16 protein-coding genes and 3 pseudogenes are annotated in these 18,137 nt (G+C 57.0%); 6 read left to right on the top strand and 13 right to left on the bottom strand.

The window, feature by feature from the left end:
* Positions 1–12 precede the first annotated feature (12 nt).
* Positions 13–1,269 (top strand): serine hydroxymethyltransferase, encoded by a 1,257-nt coding sequence (gene glyA, locus NKG60_RS30295; RefSeq protein WP_352976434.1) that lies wholly within the window; start codon positions 13–15, stop codon positions 1,267–1,269.
* A 174-nt stretch (positions 1,270–1,443) separates the two neighbouring features.
* Here the strand turns inward: glyA and NKG60_RS30290 are convergent, their stop codons facing one another.
* The 6 genes from NKG60_RS30290 to NKG60_RS30265 form a co-directional block, all read right to left on the bottom strand.
* Positions 1,444–1,617 (bottom strand): 2Fe-2S iron-sulfur cluster-binding family protein, encoded by a 174-nt coding sequence (locus tag NKG60_RS30290; RefSeq protein WP_352976432.1) that lies wholly within the window; start codon positions 1,615–1,617, stop codon positions 1,444–1,446.
* Positions 1,618–2,181: 564 nt separating this feature from the next.
* Positions 2,182–3,345, bottom strand: a complete 1,164-nt coding sequence (locus tag NKG60_RS30285; protein WP_502912352.1) for an IS110 family RNA-guided transposase — start codon at positions 3,343–3,345, stop codon at positions 2,182–2,184.
* A 518-nt stretch (positions 3,346–3,863) separates the two neighbouring features.
* Positions 3,864–5,123: an ATP-grasp domain-containing protein gene (locus tag NKG60_RS30280; protein WP_352976431.1), complete on the bottom strand. Its 1,260-nt coding sequence runs from the start codon at positions 5,121–5,123 to the stop codon at positions 3,864–3,866.
* Positions 5,124–5,185: 62 nt separating this feature from the next.
* Positions 5,186–6,241 (bottom strand): PLP-dependent cysteine synthase family protein, encoded by a 1,056-nt coding sequence (locus NKG60_RS30275; protein ID WP_352976429.1) that lies wholly within the window; start codon positions 6,239–6,241, stop codon positions 5,186–5,188.
* On the bottom strand, positions 6,228–7,598 hold the full coding sequence (locus tag NKG60_RS30270; protein ID WP_352976427.1) for a type III PLP-dependent enzyme domain-containing protein: 1,371 nt from the start codon (positions 7,596–7,598) through the stop codon (positions 6,228–6,230). The genes NKG60_RS30275 and NKG60_RS30270 overlap by 14 nt, the downstream gene beginning before the upstream one ends.
* A 10-nt stretch (positions 7,599–7,608) precedes the next feature.
* Positions 7,609–8,022, bottom strand: a complete 414-nt coding sequence (locus NKG60_RS30265) for a ParB N-terminal domain-containing protein (protein ID WP_352976425.1) — start codon at positions 8,020–8,022, stop codon at positions 7,609–7,611.
* A gap of 652 nt (positions 8,023–8,674) precedes the next feature.
* Here NKG60_RS30265 and NKG60_RS30260 point away from each other — a divergent pair.
* Positions 8,675–8,890 carry a transposase gene (locus NKG60_RS30260; RefSeq protein ID WP_352976423.1) on the top strand — a complete coding sequence of 72 codons (216 nt, stop codon included), beginning with the start codon at positions 8,675–8,677 and terminating at the stop codon, positions 8,888–8,890.
* Positions 8,891–9,122: 232 nt separating this feature from the next.
* On the opposite strand, the gene speB is transcribed toward NKG60_RS30260, so the two are convergent.
* From speB to NKG60_RS30235, 5 genes and pseudogenes are all read right to left on the bottom strand, one after another.
* Positions 9,123–10,184 (bottom strand): agmatinase, encoded by a 1,062-nt coding sequence (gene speB / locus NKG60_RS30255; protein WP_352976422.1) that lies wholly within the window; start codon positions 10,182–10,184, stop codon positions 9,123–9,125.
* 90 nt (positions 10,185–10,274) lie between these two features.
* On the bottom strand, positions 10,275–10,424 hold the full coding sequence (locus NKG60_RS30250) for a hypothetical protein (RefSeq protein ID WP_352976420.1): 150 nt from the start codon (positions 10,422–10,424) through the stop codon (positions 10,275–10,277).
* A 29-nt stretch (positions 10,425–10,453) separates the two neighbouring features.
* Positions 10,454–11,047 carry a thioredoxin domain-containing protein gene (locus tag NKG60_RS30245; RefSeq protein ID WP_352976419.1) on the bottom strand — a complete coding sequence of 198 codons (594 nt, stop codon included), beginning with the start codon at positions 11,045–11,047 and terminating at the stop codon, positions 10,454–10,456.
* Positions 11,044–11,607, bottom strand: a complete 564-nt coding sequence (locus NKG60_RS30240) for a MauE/DoxX family redox-associated membrane protein (protein WP_352976457.1) — start codon at positions 11,605–11,607, stop codon at positions 11,044–11,046. Before NKG60_RS30240 ends, NKG60_RS30245 begins: the two co-directional genes overlap by 4 nt.
* A gap of 826 nt (positions 11,608–12,433) precedes the next feature.
* A pseudogene (locus tag NKG60_RS30235) lies at positions 12,434–12,885 on the bottom strand (ATP-binding cassette domain-containing protein); the annotation flags it as partial.
* On the opposite strand from NKG60_RS30235, the pseudogene NKG60_RS30230 reads away from it, so the two are divergent.
* Together NKG60_RS30230 and NKG60_RS30225 are read left to right on the top strand one after the other, a co-directional pair.
* Positions 12,884–13,165, top strand: a pseudogene (locus NKG60_RS30230) (ATP-binding protein); the annotation flags it as partial. The pseudogenes NKG60_RS30235 and NKG60_RS30230 sit on opposite strands and share 2 nt — an antisense overlap.
* Before the next feature lie 315 nt (positions 13,166–13,480).
* A complete protein-coding gene (locus NKG60_RS30225; protein ID WP_352976455.1) occupies positions 13,481–13,639 on the top strand; it encodes a thiolase family protein in 159 nt (52 codons plus the stop codon).
* A gap of 475 nt (positions 13,640–14,114) precedes the next feature.
* On the opposite strand, the gene NKG60_RS30220 is transcribed toward NKG60_RS30225, so the two are convergent.
* Both NKG60_RS30220 and NKG60_RS32370 read right to left on the bottom strand, forming a co-directional pair.
* Positions 14,115–14,363, bottom strand: a complete 249-nt coding sequence (locus NKG60_RS30220) for a hypothetical protein (protein ID WP_352976417.1) — start codon at positions 14,361–14,363, stop codon at positions 14,115–14,117.
* Positions 14,364–14,392: 29 nt separating this feature from the next.
* Positions 14,393–14,467, bottom strand: a pseudogene (locus NKG60_RS32370) (IS66 family transposase); the annotation flags it as partial.
* A 654-nt stretch (positions 14,468–15,121) separates the two neighbouring features.
* Here NKG60_RS32370 and NKG60_RS30215 point away from each other — a divergent pair.
* Entirely contained in the window at positions 15,122–15,556 is a 435-nt protein-coding gene (locus NKG60_RS30215) for a GNAT family N-acetyltransferase (RefSeq protein ID WP_352976416.1), read from the top strand.
* A 525-nt stretch (positions 15,557–16,081) separates the two neighbouring features.
* On the top strand, positions 16,082–17,539 hold the full coding sequence (locus NKG60_RS30210; RefSeq protein WP_352976414.1) for a M20/M25/M40 family metallo-hydrolase: 1,458 nt from the start codon (positions 16,082–16,084) through the stop codon (positions 17,537–17,539).
* Positions 17,540–18,137 lie beyond the last annotated feature (598 nt).

The following is an 18,137-nucleotide window of genomic DNA, read 5'->3' as shown; positions in this document are numbered from 1 at the left end:
GAGGAGGTCATAGTGGGTACGGATACAACCTCGTTAGACATAGAAGTCGACAACCTTGTTCGCTTGGAGGAACGTCGTCAGTTATCCCAGATAAGCTTGGTCGCCTCTGAGAACTATTCCTCCCCAGCGATCAGGTTCTTTGAAGGAAGTATATTTGCCGACAAAAATGCGGAGGGTTACCCGGGTAACCGGTGTGTCTCAGGTTGCGAATATGCTGATCAACTAGAAAATTTAGCGATCGAGAGAGCAAAATCTGCATTCGGCTGCGAACACGCGAATGTTCAGGCCATGAGCGCTACCATCGCCAATTTCGCGATAATGAATGAGCTTTTTCAGCCACCCGACGGACTAATGGCCATGCGGCTTCGGGACGGCGGTCACTTAAGCCACGGCGCCCCTTTTCATGCGAGCGGCCAAAATTTTCGATGGTGTTTCTACGGAGTGTCAGAGACCGACGAGCAACTGGATTATGATGAGGTTCGATCAATCGCGCTGGAAAATCGACCTGCAGCAATCATCTGCGGAGGTTCATCATATCCGCGATTGATTGATTATGAGAAGATGCGCCAAATCGCAGCAGAGGTTAACGCACTCCTTTGGGTGGATTTAGCACATACCGCAGGTCTAGTAGCGGGACGCGCGATCCCCTCACCTTTCCCTCACGCCGACATAGTTACGACTTCCACACACAAAACCCTGCGGGGCCCACGTGGAGGCGGTTTGATCTTATGTAAAAATAGCTTGGCGAAACAAATCGACAGGGCAATATTTCCTGGCTTGCAGGGCGCGCCCAAAATGGACATGATCGCAGCGCGTGCGGTTTTGCTTGCCGAAGTACAGACTGATCGGTTTCGAGAGTATGCAAGAGATGTTTTGAGAAATGCGAAAGCCTTGGAGCGGGGCTTGATTCATGCAGGTGTTACGCTTGTTTCTGGCGGCACTTCCTCGCATCTACTGCTTCTCAACGTGTTGAGGTGTGGCACGACCGGAAGTATAATTGAAAGCTCGTTGTTAGAAGCTCAGGTGGTCGCGAATAAGAATCCGATCCCATTTGACACGCTTTCCCCATCTAAGGCAGGCGGACTTAGGATCGGTAGTGCTGCACTGACAACGCGGGGGCTTGATGAAGGGCAGTGTTTTGAACTTGGAGCAATGATCGGAAAGGTCGTTATGTCTGCCAGTAATCCTCATAGAGTTGCGGACTTGAGGTCTTTTGTTAACCAAATCACACAGGGACTTCCTTTGTTCAATCGGAAGTGGGTGGCCTAGTTCGTGCGCCTGAATTGCGCCAGCCAATCCGGCCGATCCGGCGCCAATAACGACCAGGTCAAATCTTTCCATCATCACGGTCCTGCGTTTCGATGATCATGCCATCACGACCTTCAGCTCTGCAGGCCAGAACGTCAGTCACCCCGTTGACAATGATCCGGCATTCAACGTCCATCATGCGGGCAGATGCCGTTTTCCCGATATTGGGTTGACGTTGAAATGGTCGGGGCCGTTTTCCAGGAGCGCCAGTGCAAGCGTTTGGCCAACCCTGGCGGTTACCGGCACGCTGTTGACCTGGATGATTGTCCGCTTGGCGGCCTTTTCCTCAAATATCGGGCGGAAATTCATGATCTCTTCCTTGAAAACGCTGACAGAGGGGGGCAGGTCAAGCCGGTCAGGTTCACGCGTTTTGAAGCGGTGGGGAGATGGTGGAAATCGTTGTCGGCGAATGTGGTGGTGCGCGTACAGGATGCGCGGTATTCGCCACCAATTACGCCAAATGCCGAAGGTAGCGCCCGGAAGAACTTCAAGGGGTTCACCGCGCCGTCCAGATGGCCGTAACAGCCACCGACCACCGAATTTCCAAAACCTGGAATATGCTTATATGAGGAGCGTCAATGCGGAACTGTCGTCAGGGTTACATTTTTGCTTTCAGTCGGTTGTTGCGGCATCCACGGTCTGAGTCCGATTGCAAGACGCGGCTCGTTGCCAAGCCAGATCCAACTTATATACCGTCGCTGTTCGAGACAGCGGCACCAACATCCCGCTTGCGGCGGACAAGGGCTCAGGAGGACGAGACCATTCTGGCTTACGGCCATTTCAGGGCCATGCATATTCCCGGTTCGTCCCACCTGGATCCGCCAGGACTGATCGGATCCAGGAAGATTTGCAGAATTCAGTTCGGCTAACGCATCAGGCGGTCTTCATGACTGCACCCTCGATGACGACGCCGGCGCTGACGTATTTCCACAGCGCGACGAGCAGCTTGCGGGCGAGCGCCACAATCATCGCCTTCTTGAGACGGCCACCGTTGTGTTTGACCCGGTCCTGGAACCACAAGGTGAGCGCCGATCGCGATTGATGGCGCAGCCAGAGCCAGGCCGTCTGGATCAGCGTCGTTCGCAACCTTGGATTGCCGGCTTTCGATACCCCGTGGTCGTGATCGACCGAGCCGCTCTGCGAGGGGTCGGCGCGAGGCCGGCATAGGCGGCGACCTGTCGCCGGTTGTCGAAGTGACGCGACAGCCCCTCCGACCACAGAACAGCGGCAAACTCCGGCCCGATGGCCCTTCAGGTCGAGCAGCATCGCCGGTGCCGGCGAGACAACCTCCGTGGCCGCGAGCATGGCATCGCGCCAGGTCTCGACCGCCTTGATCTGCTCGAGCAGCAGTTCGAGCCTGTCGAGTTCCCGGCCGACCTGCGCCTGCAGATGGGCCGGCAAGGGTCGGCCGTCGCCGGTCTTGAGCGCCTCCAATCTCTTCCGCCGGTCGCGGCGCAGCGGCTCGTAGCCGGACACGCCCTGGGCGAACAGCAGGCCTTTGACGCGATTGACGTGTCGCACGCGCTCGTTCGTCAAGGCCTTGCGCTCACGCGAGATACGCCGACGGTCTTCTTCCTCGGGCGTCGGCACCCGGAGCATCGCACACACCCGTGGCTCGCCTGGCTTGTAGGCCAGTAACGCCCCGACCAGCGCCTCACCGTCGATCTTGTGGGTCTTGGCCCGGCGCCGCCGGCGCGAGGTTGCAATCGATGCCGGATCGACGACGTGGCTTTCGATTCCTTCGGCTTGCAGCACGCGATGGATCCAGAAGCCGTCGAGCCCGGCCTCCTGGATCACGATGATCGGAAAGCACTGCCCGGTCCGAGCCTCTGCCTTTTTCCTGAGCTCGGCAAAGCGCGCCAGCATGCCGGCGACGTCGCCGGCCGCCACCATATGTTTCGACATCTTCTCCCCGCCACCTGGCGACAGCGAGGTGATCAGCCATTTCGAGCGGCTCAATTCCAATGAGATGAAAATTGCGCCAAGATCGGTGCGGATAGCGGTCGGCGCTTTCGGTCGGTGAGCTGCAACGAGCATACTTGTCTCCAAAGGTAGGGTGTTTGTGTTTAAGCAACCGCACTTTGCCACAGCGCAGGTCGCTATCCCTCCTAATAGGATCTGGTCCAGTTCGCCGCGCTCCATCATATCATACGCGGCGGCCACGGGAAGATCATTGTCGAATTGTTTTCTCATCAATTCCGCGCGATCTTTCCATTCCGCCTCCGACATGCAGAGATAGAAGGCCCCCTGCGCATAGGGTCGAAAGGTGTGACCCTTGGTCTGCACCCAAATGAGGCCGAAATTACCCCGTGCGGCATGATTGATTGTCGTCATCGCAGCCATCAAGCACGAGCATATCAAGGCCACGCAGTGTCAGCCCAAGGGAAATGGAAATCTCCACTAGACCGCCACCGGCAATGATCACATCGAATTTTTCTGACTGAGTTCATATAAGTTCATTCAGCGGTCTTGAATGCGTCAAAGGCCGCCCGCTCGCCTATTTCGAGAATCGTCAAAAGGCTTACGAGGTCTGACGGAAACTCTTCGCCAACCCATCAATCGAAATGAGGAGGTGTGCCCGCTCGTTCTTCGTCACGGGTCGGAAATGGTGTAATCGACCAATCGATCAAGTCGACGGCACGCTGAAGTATCGCCTCGGTCTGAGCAACGCTTGGGGAAGCAGCTATAACATGTCCGATCCAGTCTCGGTCATCGCCTTTCCTGACGATCGGCGTCTTGGGTTCAACATACAGTTTGACTTCGGCGACACCTGGTACAGCAGCTGCTTGACTGCCACCGTCGATCCACTCAAGGGTGCCATCGCGATCAGGAACTAGGGACCGGGCGGCCGCCGTGTGCGAACGCCTTCTGCGCAAATTCCATTCATTGCCGATGACAAGCTTGATGTGCTCAGTGATGAGATCAACACCATAGGCCAGATGAACCAATTGAGGATCGGGCGTGCCAGCGAGACGCGGATTGACTTCAATGACGACCGGGCCTCGCTTTGTCCACCTGAGTTCAATGTTCGCTGGCCCCCAACCAAGGCCGAGAGCTCGCAAACAACTCAGCGAGACATCGACGATGCGCTCATGCTCGTCATCAGTTAGCGGGGCTGGAAAGCTGAACCCACGATAGACGAAATGAGGTAGGGGGTCGAAGTCAGCGGCGGCAATCCCAATGACCTCATTTCCCATTGTATGGGCGGTATATTGAGGGCCCTGTGCAAATTCTTCGACCAGTATCCTCGGCAGAGACCGCCATATGTGCTTCCCGCTCAACAGATAGGCCGTATGTTCGGCTAACTCATCGACGTTGCGGCACAATCGGACACCGTTACTGCCTCTGCCTACGGTTGGCTTGAGAACCACCGGTAGCCCGATCTGCGCGGCAGAGCTTTCTACGTCCGTCGCATTCGCTGCCACGCGATAAGCCGGTACCGGAACGCCTGCCCCCGCGAGGAGCTCACGTTGAGTGAATTTGTCGTAGCATCGTTCTGTGGATGCGGGGTTCGGTCCCGGCAGATTGAAATGCCGGCAGAGCTTGCCAGCTGTCGCGTAGAATGGTTCCCAAGGACTCGTAATGCCAGCAATGTCATAGGTCGCAAGCAGCCGGCAACATTCGCGGATCAGCGCGTCCAGATTGTCTGTGTCGAGACGGATTGCCTCAGTCCTTTCCGCCGCGAGATACTCGTACTGAGTTGGATCAGCCGACAGGGTAATTGGATGAAGGCCAAGACGCTGGGCCGCCTGGACGAACAACAGACCATTACCCGTTGAATCGCCTTCAATCAGGATGAGTGCTCTTTTTGCCATTGGTTAATACCCCGACGGTGCGTGCTATGTGGCGGTTTTCGAGGACATCAGCATCAGCTTGTTCAGCCATGCCCTGACCTCAGACTCTTGGTAGGCGTACCATTGTCCTCAGCGGGCGGCTGCGGCACAGCCGGTGCACTCGCGAAAAGCTCGGCAAATTCCGCCTCAACGTCAATTAAGTGAACATCGTGAGTCGACAGCCAGTCCTGATTGAAGATTGTGTCTAGGTACTTTGTGCCGCTGTCGCAGGCCAGGGTCACGATGCGCGATCCAACCGGCGCTTCACGGGCCAGGCTGAGCGCCTCGTAGATCGCCCCGCCGGTCGAGCCCCCGACAAGCAATCCGTGCCGCCGCGCCAGGTAGTGACAAATCGAAAAGGCATTGTCGTCGCTTACTTTCCGACCCCAATCTATCACGTCGTAATCGATCACCATGCCCACATTGGCCCCTTCGGGTGTACCAGTGCCCGATTGACGGTAGCATCCGCCCTGACCGCCAAAGATGATACTTCCGACAGGTTCCACGCCAATCACTTGGACTTCGGGTATATGCAGCCGCAGTTGACGCGCGGTCCCGCAAAGCGATCCACCGGTACCGATGGCCGAGACAAAATGCGTAATTCTCGGGCCGAGATCCTCCAGCAATTCAGCCGCTAGTCCCATGTAGCCGGCGGCGTTGGCAGGGTTGTTGTGCTGCTCGGTCCAGTCAGCGCCCTCTTCGATGGCAATCCGCCTGGCCTCCTCGTCACGCTGGTCGGTGGCTAGGGCGCCATCGCCACTACCAACGACTCGGACGTTGCTGCCGAATGCACCAACAGTAACGATCTTGTCGAAACTTGCATGGGAGTCCATGAGGGCAGTAAATTCGAGTCTGCGCACGGCTGAGATCATAGCCAACGCACTGGCTGTGTTCCCTGAGGAGGATTCGACAATACTGACGGCAGCTTCATCCAGCGTGATAGGCAGGCTGTTGACCATGCTCAATGCCATCCGATCCTTCATCGATCCAGTAGGATTGAACATTTCTAACTTGACATACAGGCCGACCTCACCGCACCGCAGAGGAATGTGCAGCATGGGCGTGCGTCCAATAGTTTCAAGGATGCTATTGACGATCATTGGGGGCAATCCCCTCTTTGCTAAGGGTTTCGTCGGCAAAGATCTTCCACCCGCGCGGACGCCGGACCGCGGCTATCTTTTTGGGTAACGGAATTTGGTGGAACGAACTCTCATTCGAATCCATTTGGTAACCGGCGGTATTGGCGAAGACGACAAGATCACCCCGGGCGATGCCACCCTCGATTGTCAGGCCGCGCCAGCGGATGACATCGGCTTCAAGACAGCTGCGCCCGACCAGAAAATAGCTTGCATCGTGTCGCGGCACCTCGCGTTTTTTTCGCCACACGACCACCGGAGACGGCACGAAATCAGCGCCAAACCAGGTTTCGGAGAGCGAAAACGACATACCGTCAAGCACTACCCCGAATCGACGGTCTCCAAGGTCCTTGACATCGATCACATCGAAGGCGCTGATCCCGCACTGGTCTAGAAGCGAGCGACCAGGCTGCAGTAGGATCGGTAGCCGGTGACGGTTGAGGAAGTTGCGATCTCGCGGGTCGGCTAGAGCGGTCTGGATCACTGCAGCCGCGTGCTGGACTCCAGAAAGCTCCGGAACGTAAGGGTAGTTGCCGGGTTTTGCTACGTTGCCCCAGTGGACGCCACGGCCGTATGCAACCGGATCGAACCTTTGAAGGTAGCGCATGGGATATCCACCACCGATGTCGATTCCGCCGAGCGTCAGGCATTTAGCGCAGAGACGCCGTAGGAAGGCGATGCAGAAGCGCAATTGTTCTGCGCGCGTCTGAACCTGGTAGTCGTTGATATGAAATGACACGCCAACCCGCTCTACCTTGGCCATTTCGAGCAGCGACAGACACGCTATCAGTTGATCCTCGGTCATTCCAAAGCGAGAGCCGGGTTCGCTTAAGGGACGGGTCCGAAGAAACAGGCGACCGACACCGCCTACAGCGTCCCCCAATGCGAGAACGCGTTTCAGTTCTTCGATGCAATCGATGTGGATGGCCACCTTATGGCGTATGCAAAGATTGATTTCGTAATCGGACTTCGCCGGCCCCGTCATCGACATGCGCTCCGCTGGCACTAGATTCATGAAGGCCGAAGCCATCTCGTGGGCAGAAGAAACGTCGGCGCCAGCGCCAACCAGTGCGAATGCGCGCAGGAGCGAAGCAGACTTACAGGCCTTCAACGCGAACTGGATCTGACAATCGCCATAGACGGTCCGCAACTCGTTCAGCCATTGGAGGTAGTTTTTGCTAGCTTGGTCTGGATACACCACATGCAGCGGCGACCCGAAACCATCGATCCAAGCGGCCAGTTCGGATCGGCTAGTGAGTAAATCGAGCATCCAATCGCTGAGTAGCGGCCCCGGTTCGTCAGAAAAGTATTTCTGGAACATTGATCGTTCCTCATCTTAGGTCGTCAAGATCGATTGAGCAGCATGGCAGAGCAATCCGTAACTTGTGGTTTGTCGTCTTGAAGCCCATCAGGTCGCCGGATAGGCCGGCCTTGATGATACTTTCCACGTCAACGGGACCGGGCTTGGACCAGTAGGTCACATGCAAGTTTGGATCATCATAGGAAAGCAAGACGCATGGAACAGACAAGAGACCGAGCTCCCCGGCACAGAAAAGGCGATGGTGACCGTCCATGATCACGGAATGGCGATATTCGACAAAGATCGGCCGGGTCCACCGCCCCTTTTCGGTGATCATCCTTGCTAGTGTCCGCGCACGTTCAATGTTGATTTTCTCGGATGGTCGGAGCTGGCTGACAGGCAGCTTGACGACGGTGTAGTTTGAGATGAGTTGTGCGGACGGCAAGGCTTTCTCCTCAGTCCGTGATGCATTTGCGGATGACGATGCATGTGCCGTGCCAAAGGAAAAATCCTTTCTGAGCAACATGATCGCTTTAAGGCTACATGCCGCATATCCAACAAGTCTGTCTGAAAGTCGCCATAGCAGTGTGGAGCGAGGTTGAGCAGTGGGCGTCGGGATTGCTGATTTCCATGGAGGGAAAAGGACTCCGGGGAGTAGCCCTATGATGCGTGTGGACGTGTTCACGTCAGTTGAGAGACGTTGGCGGTAATCGCGCGAGGGAAGGGGAGTCTGGTTACAGCCGTTCTTTGAGCATGGCGTGATGGCGTCGGAGGTCACGTGATCGGCGGGTATTTACGTCAGCTAGAGTAGCTCTTCCGATGCGCAAGGACCTGTGCGATCGGGCCAATGCCAGTCCTTTCGCAATTGGTCCGGCCGAGATCGTTCGTGCTGCTACCGTGCGACGCGATGTGAATACAGAAGCCCGCAGCGCGTTTCCCGATGATCCCGGTTTGCGGGCAAAAAGGCCAGAACGAGCGGATTCCCTCAGATGGAAGGGGCGGTTCCTGGTAAGGATCCATCTGGCGGGCAGCCTTCCGTTATTGGAGAGGTTCGTCAGAGTTTCCGGTCTTAAGGTCGATGAAGATTGAGGTTTTGGGTGCCGAACGGCTGGCGGCATGAGGACAAGATCCGGATCGACGAGGAAAGCTTCGAGCCCGGTGCTGTTGTTTACGACGTGGCGCGGCGGCATGAGATTGCAGATAGCGTCTTGTTCAAGTTGGGGGCGACAAGCGCGGGGGCCGTGTTGGAGCGGCGTGGCGGAAACGGCATTTGTCCCGGTCCAATCAGCGAAGCGGATTTGAGTGGCCGATGAGCGGCGATGTGCCGCGACCGGTGAGGCTGGTCGTTTGGTTTTCGCCGCCTGCGGGCTGATTGAAATCGAAAACGGCGTGGCCGCTGCGTTCTTGATCGGGCGACGATCCCGGTTGCGAGCGGCGGCGATACGGCACCATCGTCTTTCGATGGAAGCGACAGAGGTGCCCCATGACCCAGGTTAACGATTTAAGCCGTTCGCTTCGCTGGTCCGTGGTTGATCCTATGGCTCCCTAGCCCGGCTTGTGAGCAATGGAGGGACTGAAAGCCATCAGGCTCAGTATCTCGAAAAGCACCTGAGCGCCGGCCTGAGCGGTATTGGTCGTGGCATCATATTGCGGTGCGACTTCGACGACATCGCCGCCGACAAGGTCGATGCCCTTGAGGCCGCGGAGGAACTCCAGCACTTCCCGGGTGGAGAGCCCACCCATTTCTGGCGTCCCTGTTCCGGGGGCAAAGGCGGGATCCAGGCTGTCAATGTCGAAGGAGAGATAAGTGGGGCCGTCGCCGACGACCTGCAGCGCCTTTTCGATGATGGGGGGAATGCCAATAGAGGGGATGTCCTCGCCATGGATTACCGTCATGCCGGATTCGTAGGAAAATTCCCAAAAATATTCCGCTGTACCACGGATACCGATCTGGATGGTGCGCGTCGGATCGAGCACACCGTCGAGCACCGCATTGCGAAAAGGGCCACCATGATGGAACCTGGTCTGGCCGAAAGCACCGCCGGTGTCGCAATGAGCGTCGATGTGAATAAGTCCAACCGGACGTTCTCTGCCGACCGCCTTGAGGATCGGATGGGTGATAGAATGGTCGCCACCGACCGTGAGCGGTATCACGCCGGCCGCGACGATGCTGTCGACATAGGCCTCAATGTCGGCGTGGCACTGCTCGAGCCGATACCGGCTGGAAAAGGGGACGTCGCCAATGTCTGCGACGCGTAGATCAAACACCGGCGCGCAGTCGAGTACGTGATTGTAGGGGCCAATACGCTCGATGGCGCGTAACGCGCGCGGCCCGAAGCTGGCGCCGGTGCGATTGGTGACGCCCAGATCCATCGGCATGCCGACTATCGCCACCTGGATGTCGCCGAAATCGGGATTGGAGGGGTCGATCGCGCGGTAGGGCGCGTCGAGGAAAGTGGGGATGCCGGCATAGGGCGCGCCGCCGGAGCCAGAAAACGCGAATATCTTATTGGCCATACGGCGGAACTTTGGATCGAACGGCTCACCGCTGGCCCCTTGTCCATACTTGTTGCGAAGAGCGCTAAGACGTTCGTTGTCCCATGCCATTTTGCCTACGATCTCCCTGGTTGGCGCAGCCTCTTTTCCGGAGCCGCGGGCCGGATGTGGGTCGAGCTCCCGTTTGATGCCGATTTGAACTCACTGCGCCGAATAAGACCCGACATCGATGCCTTGAGCTGTGAGGTCATCCGCGATGCGGCCGCGTAGGCGAGTGAGATCGTCCACGGGGATCTTCTCAAGACGCCTGGTTTCATCGCCGGTCAGCGGCGGGCCAATCTCACCGATCAAGCGATCGCCCCAATGATTGAGCGCCCAGTTCAGTAGCTTGGCGATCTGACTGTCCGAAAGACCGGAGTTCTCAATGTCCGGCACATTGGCAAGAAACAGTCGCCCATCAGGATGCAGGAGCAATTTGTTGATGCCCGCGAGCCCGGGCACACGGCCGGGACGGCGAAGGGCAGCCGACTGACACGAAAAATCATACCGAAGTCACGAGACAGTACATAGGGAACGTCGCCAAGGTCGCGCTCTCGAACGAAACGCCCGTGGATGCTGCGTTCGCCGTCGCTGGCGGGAACCACGTCAAGCCAGCCGGCTTCCGCGGTTCGGGCCGATTTGAAGACGGGCAAAAGCCGCTTACAAAGCGGGCAGTTCGGCGACAGGAAAAAGAAGAGCTGGCTTCGGTCCCCGGGAACGCCGACGGCGATCGAGCGCCCGTCAAGCGTCGTCAGGTTCCTCTGGGGAACTGGATCGCCAAAGCTGGAGCCTGAATCGGTGACAAGCGCCCCCAGAGGAGCGACGCGCTCGAACAGAGCACCTACCTGCCGGGCGAGCGCCAGAACGACGATCAGCAAGGCGATCATCAGGAGCCATAAAATCACAACCGCGACAGCCAGCGCCTGAAGTGTCATATCCGCCCCCTTAAATATTCGATGCCGTAGGCGCCGACAGCCCGCAAATCTGAGAAGGTCTGCAGCAGCCTCTCGAAAACGAGCAAAAGCAGCCAAGCCGCCCCGACGACTGTTGGCATCAGCATTACATCGAACCCACCGAAGGGCCGTGCCACCACCGGTGCGGCGGCGATTCCAGCAAGGCCCGCAAGCAGGATGTTGCGGCCAACGAGTACCCAGGAGATGCTCTGACCGTGGCGGCCACAGCCGCAATCGATGCTTGTGCGCCCACGTGCCAGGTTGATCGCCATCGCTGCGCCATAGCCCAATAAAGCAAACGCCGCCGCTAGCGTTCCGTAGCCTCTGAAGCCCGGCGTAAGCAGCGATGCCAGGGTGAGACTCTCGGCACCAGTCAGCGCGGCAGCTATAGGTCTGGCCAATCGCTTCGGCGCGATACGATAATCGATGACGGTTTGCCGCAACTCCCCGAAATCTGTGATCTTGTGAAGAATAGCGCGAGCGAACACCAAAACGAGAAGTCCAATTGAGGTGCCGACGGCTAAGGGATCGAGTTGGTGCATGGCGCTCAATCGGCCTCCCCCTGCACTGCACGACGGTCTCACCCACCTTCTCGACATGTGTCTCCGTCAGCGCAAACCCCGCTGCAGGATCGGCGGTATAGCGGATGACTGTCGTGTCAATCGGGTTGATTGCAAACAGGGTCGGTGTCTCCGCGGCGGAAACAGTCAGGGAAGTCGCTGTTTTGGTAGGTGAACGCGATAGTAGTGCCTTTTCCACGTCGAACGCCCAAATTTCCTCCGCCGGTCAGCTGTTGTGCGTGTGCCGCCAAAGTAGTGGTGGCGATTGCGGCGACGAGTAGTCCAGAAGGGCAGCTGCTGTCGCAGTGAAATTTGGCGGAGGGCTTTCGATCACCGGACAGCCTTCAACGCTCTGTCTGAATATTCTTAGCAATCCGAAATCTCCTCGTTCGATCTTCACAACGACAGCATCCAAAGCAGCGTTCGCCACATGCGCGTGATCGCGGCGTGGAAGCTGCGGGGGAGCCGTGGGCCTGAAATCAATCCGCAAGGCAGAACGGCTCCCACGTGTTCAAGTTAAGATCTCACCTACGACATGAAGGTCGGTCGTCAGCTTCTGCCGCCTCGCAACGAGGAAGTTTCAAAAACCGTGCCAATTGCGCGGAAAGAGCCCTCAGAAAAAAGTGCTCCGCATATATTCAATGGCTTAACGAGAGTGCAGCAGGAGCTAGCCGAACAGCCCTCGGTGTCGCGGACTCGACAAACTTTACACTAGGTGTCGGTTGACGGTCGCTTTCCCAAGACGGCGGAAAGGACGCCGCCGCGAGAAAGTGGAAGCCGCACCACTCCACACCGTTCCGTATTGGGCTCAGACCAGCCCCTTTGTCAGCTCCAGCGCCTGTCGCTCGAACAGGCGGCGGAAAATGCCGCAGTCCAGATGGATCAGCGCTGCATGGTTACCTTCCTCGATGATGCGCCCGCGGTCGAAGACGAGCAGCCTGTCGAGCGCGCGTACCGTCGAGAGCCGATGCGCAATGACCAGCGTGGTCCTGCCGACCGTTAGCCGTTCCATCGTTCTGGATCAGCACCTCCGATTCCGAATCGAGGCTTGAGGTCGCCTCATCAAGGATCAGGATGGCTGCATTCGCGAGGAAGGCGCGTGCGATCGCCACCCGTTGGCGTTCCCCCCGGAAAGTTTCACCCCGCATGCGCCCACTAGCGTCCCATAGCCTTTCGGCAGGCGTGCGATAACTCATGCGCGCTGGCAAGCCGTTCCGCTTCCTCGATCTCGGCCTAGCTCGCACCGGGTCGGGCGCTGGCAAAAACCGATCTGCTCATCCTCGACGATTGGGGGCCCGAGAAGCTCGATGACGACCAGCGGCGCGATCTCCTTGAGATCGTCGAAGACCGTCATGGGCGCCGATCGACCATCTTCACCAGTCAGGTCCCCGTCGACCACTGGTATGAAATCATCGGCAATCCCACCATCGCCGATGCCGTGCTCGACCGCCTCGTCCACAACGCCTATCGCATCGATCTCGACGGGGAGAGCCTACGAAAACAACGCTCCATACCACCATCGGCTTCATCACCCGCTTGACCTTCGCCCGAACCCAATCCAAACATCGAAAACGACCCAAGATCAGACCCAGAAAGTGGCCGGCTTCAAATCGGAATCGTGGCCGGAATGAAATTGGAATAGGTGGCCGGCTTCAGATTGGAATGCATGGCCGGCTTCGTCGGAAATCCGCAATTTGGCACATTCGGTGCCGTTCGGGAGCCGTCCACTCCAACAGGGACATATCACCGCCGAAAGGGCGGATCTTATTAGGCTTAGCTGGTGATCACACGGTCGCCTCCTCCTTCGACCAGCGGAATTCGCTGCCGTCGATCCAGATCCGATGCATGATCACAGCTGACTCAGGGCACCAGCGGCATCAATGTCGCCCGCCATCCCGTCTTCGCCGCCGGCCCTCCCGGCGGCGTGCCCGCCGCGACCATCGACCGGCAATGCGCATCCGGCCTATTGGCGATCGCGACGGCAGCCAACCAGATCCGCTCCGGCGATTCGTGAGTCATTGTGCACTCCTTCATCAAGTGTCTGTAAAAATTGGAAGCGTGTCCGCAACGCGATGCGGGCGACCTTTTCCGGGCCACCGCCATTTATTGATCGGCTCCGACGCCCGGTAATCAGCACGGTTTGATAGGCGCTCCTGCTCAGCGGGAAAGGTCCCGGCTTTAATAGGGCGGCGTAGCGCGACACGTGGTTCGTGACGCCTAATGCCTTTGCCGCCTTGGTGCGCCATTCGCCATCCTTTTCGGCAGATCGGTAGACTTGGATTCCACTAGGCGTCGAACCGAAGCGACGCGGTGGTTGCCTTGGCCTGTGGGCATTCTCATCCGGTTCAGCGACGCGGCGATATGTTCGTGGGACCAGCGACCGACCATGGTCCTCATGACCGCCAACGCGTCTTCCGCCGTCGCACAGCATGTTCCCCTGCTCGGGGCTCGCGTATGTTAATGACCGTGGACTCTCATTCAATGAAAAATCACAAGCAGCGCGACGGTGCGAAGGTGGCTATTACCTCCTCGGCGAAGCGTGCCGCTTCCCGCGCGGCGCCGGTGCGCTTCTGGCCGACCAGCGCATATTCAGCCTGCGCCGCACGGGGGACGCGATATTTGCGCGCAACCAAAATCCGCAGTTGCCAGCATTGGCATGTAGTATCCGTCGCGGATCGCCGGGACGCGATAGTGGGTGCCTTCCAATTGTCGTTCTGCACCAGCGATATGCTGTCCATGCCGCCGGCCAGGACGATATCGCAGTCGCCACCGGCCTGAAGGCGTTTTCGACCGGGTTGGGGTCCAGCTCCAGGCGACCGTTCTCCAGGAACCTGGTCAGGCCGCAGCAGTAGCAATTAGCGCTTTCCGGCTCGATTACTTCCTGGCAGCGGAGAGCCATGTAGAGCCGTCGCGCGCCGACGCGTCAATGCCTTCATGAGCCAACTCTGCGGAAAGATCATCCCCGAGGCTACTTGCTTCCGACCTCCGATGTCAACCTATTGTGCCGACACCTCGCTATGTCGGAACCTCGACAGGCTTGTTGGCCACTTTCTGGTTGGTCTGAGGCTAAGTAGCTGAATGGGATCATAATATTCTGATCTGCCCTGATGACCTAAAACGGCACGAGGTTTGCCACGATCGTTCCGAGGCTGCAAGGCATCGGATACTTCCTGTCCCTCGACCAAACGCTGCAGTCGCTCGTCGGTGTGGTGGGTCTATAGCTGAAAGAGGAATCCTGTAAATGAGAAAAATCGTCGCCGCCAAGTTGCATGACATCACTGTGACCGGGAGCAGATCAGTTCTGGCCTCGGGCAGCACATTGCAGCGCCAATCTGCAGGTCAAAGCGGAAAGGGAGCAAATCCGATATGATCTGAAGTAGTAGAAGAGGCCTCATGGTTTCATCAGCGCCAATTGTTCTGAAGGCACTGCACATTTACTATCAGTCTTGCCGAGCTATAGTCAAGACGCAAAACCTGTCATGGAAGGAACAAGGCAGTGGGTAAATTGATAAATATAACAGAACAGCCGGACGAGTCGGACCGGAAAGCCATTTTAGACCAATTATATATCCATAATGAGAGCACGGGCTCCGTTTACGACCTCAAGTCATTTGCAATCCTCATCAAGTCTCCCGGGAGCGGCAAAACCGCGGGTGGGCTTTGGGCAACGTGCTACTATGACTGGCTGCATATCGAATTGATTTTTGTACCCAAGGAATTGCGGGGTCGGAAAATCGGGTCTCGGTTAGTAAGGTCTGCAGAGCGTTGGGCTCTTCGCAGAGGATGTGTCGGAGTGTGGCTAAACACTTTCGAGTTTCAGGCGCCAGCGTTCTATCAGTCTCTCGGTTACGAGACGTTTGGTCATCTGTCTAATTATCCACGAGGATCCCGGCGATACTTCCTACGGAAGGAATTCTCCGAGAGCACTTAGACTCTTCTCTGATTGGGTTCGCTGAGGTCAAGGTACTCCTGCACTTTGCATCGGACCGTTCCGAGGGTAACTCGATTCTCTTCGCGGTTGGCGCTTGGGCCGCATGATGGGTCAGGAGAGCGAGACGTCTCAATCTGTTTTACGACCTTGCGGAACGATCTGGGCATGGCCCAACGGTCAGAAGACGGGGGAGCATGAGGAACTGTGGGGCGGTTATGCGGCTAGAGCTGGTTCGTCTGATGCTGGCGCTCACCCAAACATCCGATCTGGTGAAGATCGATCCAGAAATTTTTTTTACACCTACTGAGTCAAGAGGCGTGACACCAAAAACCCCACGAGAACCAGAAAATCGATTCAATAAGTGCAACCAGTTGGCGACTTCGCCGGATCCCACTGCACCTCAAAAGTGGATCCGGAAACCAGACATGGAGCATTCCGAGAGCAACAGATTACGGCTCTGCATAGGTAGCCAGATATAGGGAGCATCGCCACGTTCAGTGCTTCCGCTGATGAGAGGAAGGTACCATGTCAACCGAGGAAAGATCCTACTTGGGGGATGGTGTGCCGCAGCAACCAGTTGAGGTCGTCTTACGGCACGCGGACGCCCACGTGAACGCAAGCCTTGATCGGCTTTTCCAACTGCTGCGAATCCCTTCCATCTCATGCGATGCGCTATATGCACCGCAATGCCGCGAGGCAGCGTCCTGGTTAGCAAATGAGTTATTAGGCATTGGCTTCGATGCGTCTGTCAGGCCTACAATTGGAAATCCAATGGTGGTCGGGCACCACAAAAAAGCCGACGGCCCACATGTCCTGTTTTACGGCCACTACGATGTTCAACCAGCAGAGCCCTTTGAGGCATGGGGAGCTAACCCGTTTGAGCCTACGCTCAAAACACAACCTGATGGCGACACCCATATTGTTGCTCGTGGTGCATCGGACGACAAGGGGCAACTTCTAACCTTTATCGAAGCATGTCGCTCCTGGAAGGCTGTGACAGGCGGTCTGCCGATAAGCGTCTCCATGTTTTTCGAAGGTGAGGAAGAGAGCGAAAGCCCGAGTATGGAGTCGTTTTTGGACCGATTCGGAAACGAGCTGGCTGCTGATGTGATGTTGCTTTGCGATACATATCTTTGGAAAGATACGGTGCCCGCAATCACCGCCATGTTTCGGGGGATATTGGAAGAAGAAATCGAAATACGTTGCGCCAACCGTGACCTGCATTCCGGGGCTTACGGCAATGCCGCGCGCAATCCTATCCAAACCCTAGCCGAGCTGATTGCCAGCCTAAGAGGCGCAAACGGCGAAGTGACAATTGAAGGGTTCTACGACGATATTGAGGAATTGGACGAAGAGGTCAGAAGCCAACTGCTCAAACTGAATTTTGCTGCGGACGCGTTTCTTGGGGATGCAGGGCTATCGCAATCTGCCGGAGACGCCTCCTATTCGGTATTGGAGCAAATTTGGACGCGACCATCTTGCGACATTAACGGCATTGTAGGGGGATACTACGGCGATGGCGTGAAAACGATTATTCCCTCCAGAGCTGTCGCTAAGATTTCCTTCCGATTGGTGCCTGGGCAAGATCCCGAAAAGATCCAATCCAAGTTTCGTGCGCATATTCGTGCGAGAACCCCTGTCGACTGCAAAGTGGAGTTTAAAGGGCACGGAGGCAGTCCTGCATCGGTTATTTCGCCAAGAAGCCACTTTCTTGCCAGCGCACGTGCTGGGTTGAAACAGGAATGGGGCTGTGAACCTGTGCTGATCGGGAGTGGCGGGTCAATTCCAATTGTCGGCGTGGTTAAGCATCGGTTGGGGCTCGAATCTCTGCCCATCGGTTTCGCGAGATCCGATAATCGCCACCACAGTCCGAACGAAAAATACGATCTTTCCAGCTTTCAAAAGGGAATTCGCTCATGGATTCGGATCCTCGCCGAGTTCTCCATCCAGAGGCGATCGGGCCAAATTCTTGTCAGGAGATAGCTCGCGCCCGGATCGAACGTGATTGGCCAGAGAGCCATCAATGCAGCTCACGCAAATAAATCAGCGGTGCCGAGGCCCTTCTGCGTCCCTCACAGAATGTAGCTGCAACCCCAACAATTCTTCATGGAGTCAACAAATGGACAGCAAGGCAGCAAGAGGGTTGCACTACCGTCCGCTATTTCTATCAAAGCAGCACCCGGAGTTCTCAAAATTTTGACGATCTTCCTATTGATGATGCGCATTGCCATATAGTGACTGAAAGAGATGCGTTCACGACACCGCAGCGGTTCTTGGAACGAATGTCGTTGGCCGTATTTGATCCTATACCTGAATATTTGGCGCGGTTGTCGCAGGGCAAGCGGCTTTAGTCGCTGCCTTCCAGGCTATGGATCCCGAGAATTTATCGATGTGGTGGCATGGCATCTCGGTTAGGAAACGGAATTTCGAGACATGATCGTCGGCGACGTCGCCCTCGCAGCTGGGCCTTTTTTGAGCGAACTGCCACGTGTTCGAGAGCGAGCCTACGATGCGCCTGCAAGGTCAGGAACCCGATGCGGAGCCCTCACCGGATGGTGCGCTTTAGCCAATGTCTCCTTCG

It is taken from the genome of Mesorhizobium sp. M1428 (genome assembly GCF_040317515.1).
Lineage (GTDB): Bacteria > Pseudomonadota > Alphaproteobacteria > Rhizobiales > Rhizobiaceae > Mesorhizobium.
The sequence above is the reverse complement of the archived record's forward strand: the minus strand, read 5'-3'. Positions and strand labels throughout refer to the sequence as shown.

What these genes read in the sequence shown, in the direction of transcription:
- NKG60_RS30290 (WP_352976432.1), bottom strand. Translation starts at nt 1,617, where the DNA reads ATGAATTTCCGCCCGATATTTGAGGAAAAGGCCGCCAAGCGGACAATC.
- NKG60_RS30285 (WP_502912352.1), bottom strand. Translation starts at nt 3,345, where the DNA reads ATGCTCGTTGCAGCTCACCGACCGAAAGCGCCGACCGCTATCCGCACC.
- NKG60_RS30280 (WP_352976431.1), bottom strand. Translation starts at nt 5,123, where the DNA reads ATGGCAAAAAGAGCACTCATCCTGATTGAAGGCGATTCAACGGGTAAT.
- NKG60_RS30275 (WP_352976429.1), bottom strand. Translation starts at nt 6,241, where the DNA reads ATGATCGTCAATAGCATCCTTGAAACTATTGGACGCACGCCCATGCTG.
- NKG60_RS30270 (WP_352976427.1), bottom strand. Translation starts at nt 7,598, where the DNA reads ATGTTCCAGAAATACTTTTCTGACGAACCGGGGCCGCTACTCAGCGAT.
- speB (WP_352976422.1), bottom strand. Translation starts at nt 10,184, where the DNA reads ATGGCATGGGACAACGAACGTCTTAGCGCTCTTCGCAACAAGTATGGA.
- NKG60_RS30245 (WP_352976419.1), bottom strand. Translation starts at nt 11,047, where the DNA reads ATGACACTTCAGGCGCTGGCTGTCGCGGTTGTGATTTTATGGCTCCTG.
- NKG60_RS30240 (WP_352976457.1), bottom strand. Translation starts at nt 11,607, where the DNA reads ATGCACCAACTCGATCCCTTAGCCGTCGGCACCTCAATTGGACTTCTC.
- NKG60_RS30220 (WP_352976417.1), bottom strand. Translation starts at nt 14,363, where the DNA reads ATGGACAGCATATCGCTGGTGCAGAACGACAATTGGAAGGCACCCACT.
- NKG60_RS30210 (WP_352976414.1), top strand. Translation starts at nt 16,082, where the DNA reads ATGTCAACCGAGGAAAGATCCTACTTGGGGGATGGTGTGCCGCAGCAA.